The organism is Atopomonas hussainii (assembly GCF_900109735.1).
GTDB classification, from domain to species: Bacteria; Pseudomonadota; Gammaproteobacteria; order Pseudomonadales; family Pseudomonadaceae; genus Atopomonas; species Atopomonas hussainii.
In genome coordinates this window covers 60,399-66,901 of sequence record NZ_FOAS01000017.1, presented here as the reverse complement: position 1 = coordinate 66,901, position 6,503 = coordinate 60,399, and the positions used below count along the sequence as shown (strand labels likewise).

The window sequence follows — 6,503 nt, the reverse complement described above, 5'->3', positions numbered from 1 at the left end:
TGGGTGTGTAAGCGTTGTGAGGCGTTGAGCTAACCAGTACTAATTGCCCGTGAGGCTTGACCATATAACACCCAAGCAATCTGAGATTGCAGTGGTAAACGAAACAAAGCCGAAAGCTTGTTGAACTCGTAATACCAAATCACATACCCAATTCGGATAGACGTACGCAATACGGATATCCAACCGAATTGCTTGACGACCATAGAGCACTGGAACCACCTGATCCCTTTCCGAACTCAGCAGTGAAACGGTGCATCGCCGATGGTAGTGTGGGGTCTCCCCATGTGAGAGTAGGTCATCGTCAAGCACCTAAAACCAAAGCCCCTGAGCAAAAGCTCAGGGGCTTTGTCTTTGCGCGGTTGAAAACTTATAGCGTGGACTAAGCGCGCTAGTTAGAAGGTTTTTCTAGGGCGTTACCCTGTTACAATGCCGCCCTTGCCTGTTGAGGAGTGTTCCGGTGTCTGTTGTGTTTGTCGCCGCTTCCAAGCTGCCAACTCCGTTTGGGGAGTTCACCATGCACGGTTTCCGCGAAGAGGGAACCGAGAAAGAGCATGTTGCTTTAACCTTTGGGGATGTCAGTGATGGCGCTCCGGTATTGGGCCGTTTGCACTCTGAATGTCTGACGGGGGATGCCCTGTTTAGTCTGCGCTGTGACTGTGGTTTTCAGTTGGAGGGCGCATTGCAGGCTATCGCTAATGAAGGTCGTGGTGTGCTGTTGTACCTGCGTCAAGAAGGCCGCGGCATTGGTTTGCTCAACAAGATTCGCGCCTATGAATTGCAGGATGCCGGTGCGGACACCGTCGAGGCCAATTTGCGCTTGGGCTTTGCTGAAGATCAGCGCGATTACCGCCTGTGTTTGCCGATGTTGCAGCACTTGGGGATTAGCAGCTTAAAGCTAATGACCAACAACCCGCGTAAGGTTAATGCGCTGACCGAGCTGGGCATTCAAGTGGCCGAGCGCGTGCCGTTGCAGACAGGTCTTAACCCGCATAATCACCGCTATTTGCTCACCAAAGCCGGAAAGCTAGGTCACATGCTAGGCAATCTGCACCAAGGCGAAGTGGCCGAGGACTGACATGACCCGCGGCGAAGTAAAACGCCGGTTAAAGGCGCAGTGGTGGCAGCATTTGATGATGACGCTGCTGCCGCCGCTGATTGCCAACTTTCTTTCCACTGAGCGGTTATTGCCGGCCGAGCTGTCGTTCCCGTTATTTCTCTTTGCTAGCGCATGCGTGTTCTTATCTTTACCGGCTTTCCAGCGCTATAAGCGCGCGCTGCTTGAGGTTGAGCGCGTTTTGGATACGGATGAAGAGCCGCGCGCGTGGATTGCCTTAGCGGCGGTGCGCCGTAATGCCTGTTGGACGGCAGCACTGCCGGCGTGGCTAGGCGCAGTAGACTGCTTCGCAGGGCTGTCAGCCATACCATTGATGATGTTGCTGTTAGGCAGTCTTGGCTTGCTGCAGCTCTATAAGGTACCGCCACGCTTAGGTGCGCAAAACTCGTGAGGGTTGGACTGGCCGCACTGGCAATGCTTATTGCTCTAGTGCTTTCGGCCAATGTGCGAGCAGCAGAGGTTACAGCGCCGCAGCGTGTGGTGAGCTTGTCGCCCAGCACCACCGACCTGTTAGTGGAGCTGGGTGGCGCAGCGCAATTGCTCGCCATGGTGGATGCGGGTGAGCGTCCCCACGCGGTGAAGCACGCGCTGTCGCTAGGGCGTTATACCGATGTTTCTGCCGAACAATTGCTCGCCCTTAACCCTGACTTAGTCTTACTGTGGGACGGCGGTGAAACACCACGTCTATTAGCCCAGCTACAGGCCCTTGAGGTGCCTTTATGGGTAGCGACGCCAAAAGGTATGGCGGATATTCCGCGCCAGTTGCGTGATTTAGGCGCGCGTCTAGGTAGGGCAGAGCGAGGTGAATGGCTGGCTAAGCAGTTCACTGAGCGACAAGTGAAGTTGACTGAGCGCTACCAACGGGTTACGCCGCTTAAGGTGTTTTACCAAGTGTGGCATCGGCCTATGTATACCTTAGGCGGGCCGCAGCCGATCACCGATGCGCTGCGTGTCTGCGGGGCGCGCAATGTGTTTGCGGCGCTGAGCCAAGCTGCCCCTGTGGTGTCGCCAGAGGCAGTGTTAGCGGCCAACCCGGATGTGATTATTTTGGGCTCGGACGATGCGGCGCAGAATACTCGCTTCTGGCAGCAGTACCCGCAATTGGCCGCTGCGCAGAAGCAGCAGATTTGGTTGTTGGATACTCGTCAGCTAGAGCGCCCGAGTTTTCAGATGATTGATGCGGTAGAGCAACTCTGTGAGGCTTTGCGTAAGGCGAACTAGCCAGAGTGCGGCGGCTCTGGCTAGTTCGGTCGTTTTTACAGGGGCGGTGTCCAGGTTAGGCCTAGTAACGCGCCAGTACCGGGTTGCTCGTAACCTTCGACGACGGTGTAGTGCTTGTCTAGCAGGTTGGTGACTTTTAGATCCCAACGCAGTTCGTCGCTCATGTGCCAACTCCCACGCAGATCAACCACGCCATAGCCGCCGCTCTCGGTGGTGTTGCTGGTATTTTGGAAGCGCATGCTGCTCGCGTGCCAGCTTGCGCCGACGGAGAACAGGCCGATTTGTCGGTCGACATCTAGGTTAAGTGTGCGCCGTGCGCGGCGTTGCAGGGTGTGGCCGCTTTCGCGGTCGCGCGGGTCCACAAAACTGGCGGCTAGACGAGTGTTCCAGCCGAAGATGCTTCGTTTGGCTTCCAGTTCGATACCCTGCAGGCGAGCGTCTTTGACGTTGCTGGGCTTCCAAGTCCATGAGCCGGGGGCGATGGGCGCCCATTCAATCAGCTCTTGCACGTTGTTGCGGAAGGCGGTTGCACTCCACTGTGTTTGCCAGTGTTCGCCGCGTAGCTGAATCTCGTAGTTCTTTGAGGTTTCAGGCTTGAGATCGGGGCTCTCGCTACCGGGGTAGTAAAGGTCGTTAAAGGTTGGCGCGCGGAAGCCTTCGTTGTAGCCCAGTACCAGCTGAGTGGTGCTGGCTAGGGGGATGATCGTGGAGGCATTCCAGCTGTCTTGCTCGCCGTAATGCTCGTTATCATCGTGGCGTACACCCAACTCGGTGCTGAAGTATTCGCCGTTAAAGCGGTGCTGCACGAACGCGGCCCGGTTGATGCGCTGATCTTTGGCGTAGTTATTACTGCTATGGATACGGTCTTCTTGCCAGTCTAGGCCCGCCAGCACACTGTGTTGCTCATTCAGGGTGAGGGTGTTTAGCCAGCTAGCGCTGTCGCGGTAGGTGTTGAACACGCTTTCGCTGGTGCTGTTTTTAACCAGATTGCGGCTGCGGTCTTCACTGTGGCCGATCTCTAAGCGCGTGGTGAGTAGATCCGAAGCGCGCCAGTTGGCAAACAAGCTGCTGGCACTGATTTCAAAGCGATTGTAGGGCTCTTGAGTGGCGGAAAAGGTGTTGTCGTATTCAAGGCGACCAGATTGCTCTTGAGTGTTTAGGCCAACTTCTAGGTCATCATTCAACTGGTGGGCCAAGCTGGCACTGTAGGCTTGCTGGCGGTAGGCGTCGTGGTCCGACAGGCGGCCGTTACGGTTTTCGCTGAAGTCGATGCCTTGGGTTTCGTTCAGGCTGCCGCTTAAGTCAAAGCGGGTCTTGGCGTCGCCACCGCTGAGGCCGATGTGGCGGCGCCAAGTGCCTTCGGTGCCGCCAGCGAAGCTTACACGGGGCTTAAGGCCTTGGTTGTAATAGCCCTGACGGGTGAAGATCTGGATGACCCCGCCGATGGCTTCCGAGCCATATAAAGCAGAGCGTGGGCCGCGGACGACTTCGATGCGTTCCACTTGGTCAATGTTCAGGTGTTGTAACGATGCAGAGCCTAGCGTGGCGCTGTTGATGCGCTGACCGTCGACCAGAATCAGAGTTTGTTCGCTGCTGGCACCGCGCAGAAAAATGCCGGTGGTACTGCCGGCGCCGCCGCTGGGGCTAATTTGCACGCCGGGCACGCGCTGCAGTGCTTCAGGCACCGAGGTGGCTTGAATCCGCTCAAGGTCGGCGCGCGTAAGCACAGTTACGGCTGCGGTGGTTTGTTTGAGTGACTGTGCTGTGCGCCCGGCCGTGGTGACGACTAGAGGCTCGCTGGATAGAGCAAGAGACGGCGTGACAGCCATGGCAAGGGCCAGTGGCGCTAAGGAAAAACGCATGATGGAACATCCTCAAAAGCAGGGAAGAAGACTTTTGAGAAGGGCAGGAGCAAACGCGCAGCAGGGAGCAGCACGCTTGACGGTATCGCCCTCCGCAACACCTATCGCATCGTGCAGGCCGGTTTCCGGGCTCCCGACCCGACATTCGCGCCTTCCCATGCAGGGCACAGTGGCTATTGCGAAGCGGTTGCAGCGTGCTGCGGTCGGTTACCGTTGCGGGGGCAGCGCAGGCTTGGCATGAAGCGCACCTGACTTCCCGTTTAACCCAGTGTTGCTGGGCACCTGAACGATAAAACGGGGCGCACCGTATAGCGTGCGCCTGAAATTTGCAAGCGAGTTTACTTGCTTAGCGGCGAAACACCGTTGACGGTGATCATGGGCAGCCGCTGCTCGATGGCGCGCTGAATACCTTGAGCGTCTAGGCCGCACTCGGCGAGCATTTGCGCGGGCTTAGCGTGTTCGACGTAATAATCCGGCAGGCCTAAATGCAGCACCGGGATGCTGATGCCGGCCGCGGCTAAGCATTCGCTCACCGCACTGCCGGCCCCACCCATGATGCTGTTCTCTTCCACAGTGACGAGCAGGCGGTGCTGGCTGGCCAGCTCGCGCACTAAGGCTTCATCCAGCGGTTTAACAAAGCGCATGTTGGCCACAGTAGCGTTGAGATTTTCTGCTGCTTGCAGGGCATCGGCTAGCTGCACACCGAAGACCAAGATAGCCACGTCGCTACCCTGACGGCGCACTTCGCCTTTACCAATCGGCAGACTGTCGAGGGCTTGGCTGATCGGCGTGCCTGGGCCTGTACCGCGCGGGTAGCGCACCGCAGCTGGGCCTTGGTAGTGATGGCCGGTGGTGAGCATCTGACGCAGCTCGTTTTCGTCGCTGGGGGTCATCAGCAGCATGCCGGGGATGCAGCGCAGGTAGGACAGGTCAAAACTGCCCGCATGGGTGGGGCCGTCTTCGCCGACTAAACCGGCGCGGTCGATGGCAAACAGCACATCGAGGTCTTGCACCGCCACGTCATGTACCAGCTGATCGTAAGCGCGCTGCAAGAAGGTCGAATAAATCGCCACCACCGGCTTGGCGCCTTCGCAGGCAAGCCCGGCGGCGAGGGTGACGGCGTGTTGTTCGGCAATCGCCACGTCAAAGTAGCGCTCGGGGTATTGCTCGCTAAAGGCGATCAGGTCCGAGCCTTCTTTCATTGCCGGAGTGATGCCCACTAAGCGCTCGTCGGCGGCAGCCATGTCGCACAGCCACTGACCGAATACGTTGGAGTACTTCGGCCCGCCTTGGGCTTTCGGCGCGCTGTTGGGTTTTTCCAGCTTGGTGATGGCGTGATAGCCAATCGGGTCGGCTTCAGCCGGCGCGAAGCCTTTGCCTTTTTTCGTCACGATATGCAGGAACTGCGGGCCTTTGAGGTCGCGCATGTTGCGCAGCGTGGCGATTAGCGTCGGCAGGTCGTGGCCGTCGATGGGGCCGATATAGTTCCAGCCCAGCTCTTCAAATAAGGTGCCGGAGAGCAGCATGCCTTTGGCGTGCTCTTCGGTTTTGCGCGCTAGCTCCCACGCATGCGGCAGGCGCGAGAGGACTTTTTTGCTGTTTTCGCGCAGGTGCGCGTAGGTCGAGCTGGACAGCAGCTTGGCCAAGTAATTCGACAAGCCGCCGACGTTGCGCGAGATCGACATGTCATTGTCGTTGAGCACCACCAGCATGTCGGCGTTGACGTCCGAGGCATGGTTAAGTGCTTCAAAGGCCATGCCGGCGGTGAGCGCGCCGTCGCCAATCACGGCAATGCTTTTGCGGCTTGAGCCTTGCAAGCGCGCGGCAATCGCCATACCCAGTGCGGCGCTGATGCTGGTGCTGCTGTGGCCAACGCCAAAGGTGTCGTAGGCGCTTTCGCTGCGACGCGGGAAGGCGGCGAGGCCGTCTTTCTGGCGCAGGGTGCTCATCTGTTCGCGACGGCCAGTGAGGATTTTATGCGGATAAGCCTGATGGCCGACGTCCCACACGAGGCGGTCTTCGGGGGTGTTGAAGACGTAGTGCAGGGCAATAGTCAGCTCGACCACGCCAAGGCCGGCACCGAAGTGCCCGCCGGTTTGCCCCACGCTGTAGAGCAGGTACTCGCGCAGCTGATGCGCCAATTCGGGCAGCTGGTCTTCGCCGATGAGGCGCAGTTGATCGGGCGTGCTGGCGTTGTCTAATAACGGCGTTAGCGGGCGCTCGCGGGGGATTTCATGCAGCGTCTTGGGCATCAGACAAACAGCTCAGGCAAACAAAGACCCGCAAGTTTACCGTATGCCGGCAGG

The 6,503-nt window shown here is 58.3% G+C and carries 5 protein-coding genes, 1 rRNA gene and 1 riboswitch; of the genes, 4 read left to right on the top strand and 2 right to left on the bottom strand.

Features of this window, described 5'->3' with window-relative positions; translation table 11 throughout:
• Window positions 1-191: 191 nt before the first annotated feature.
• The 4 genes from rrf to BMX80_RS15615 all read left to right on the top strand — a co-directional run bounded on the left by rrf (window position 192) and on the right by BMX80_RS15615 (window position 2,335).
• Window positions 192-307, top strand: a 5S ribosomal RNA gene (rrf, locus tag BMX80_RS15630).
• A 150-nt stretch (window positions 308-457) separates the two neighbouring features.
• Window positions 458-1,075, top strand: a complete 618-nt coding sequence (gene ribA / locus BMX80_RS15625) for a GTP cyclohydrolase II (RefSeq protein WP_071872861.1) — start codon at window positions 458-460, stop codon at window positions 1,073-1,075.
• A 1-nt stretch (window position 1,076) separates the two neighbouring features.
• On the top strand, window positions 1,077-1,505 hold the full coding sequence (locus BMX80_RS15620; RefSeq protein ID WP_071872860.1) for a hypothetical protein: 429 nt from the start codon (window positions 1,077-1,079) through the stop codon (window positions 1,503-1,505).
• An 89-nt stretch (window positions 1,506-1,594) separates the two neighbouring features.
• A complete protein-coding gene (locus BMX80_RS15615) occupies window positions 1,595-2,335 on the top strand; it encodes a helical backbone metal receptor (protein ID WP_235821659.1) in 741 nt (246 codons plus the stop codon).
• 35 nt (window positions 2,336-2,370) lie between these two features.
• On the opposite strand, the gene BMX80_RS15610 is transcribed toward BMX80_RS15615, so the two are convergent.
• Window positions 2,371-4,197: a TonB-dependent receptor domain-containing protein gene (locus BMX80_RS15610; protein WP_074870297.1), complete on the bottom strand. Its 1,827-nt coding sequence runs from the start codon at window positions 4,195-4,197 to the stop codon at window positions 2,371-2,373.
• Between the two features lie 99 nt (window positions 4,198-4,296).
• Window positions 4,297-4,498, bottom strand: a riboswitch (cobalamin riboswitch).
• Window positions 4,499-4,535: 37 nt separating this feature from the next.
• Window positions 4,536-6,449: a 1-deoxy-D-xylulose-5-phosphate synthase gene (dxs, locus tag BMX80_RS15605; RefSeq protein ID WP_074870296.1), complete on the bottom strand. Its 1,914-nt coding sequence runs from the start codon at window positions 6,447-6,449 to the stop codon at window positions 4,536-4,538.
• Window positions 6,450-6,503 lie beyond the last annotated feature (54 nt).

Coding starts and splice junctions, on each gene's coding strand:
- BMX80_RS15620 (WP_071872860.1), top strand. CDS start 1,077: ATGACCCGCGGCGAAGTAAAACGCCGGTTAAAGGCGCAGTGGTGGCAG.
- BMX80_RS15610 (WP_074870297.1), bottom strand. CDS start 4,197: ATGCGTTTTTCCTTAGCGCCACTGGCCCTTGCCATGGCTGTCACGCCG.
- dxs (WP_074870296.1), bottom strand. CDS start 6,449: ATGCCCAAGACGCTGCATGAAATCCCCCGCGAGCGCCCGCTAACGCCG.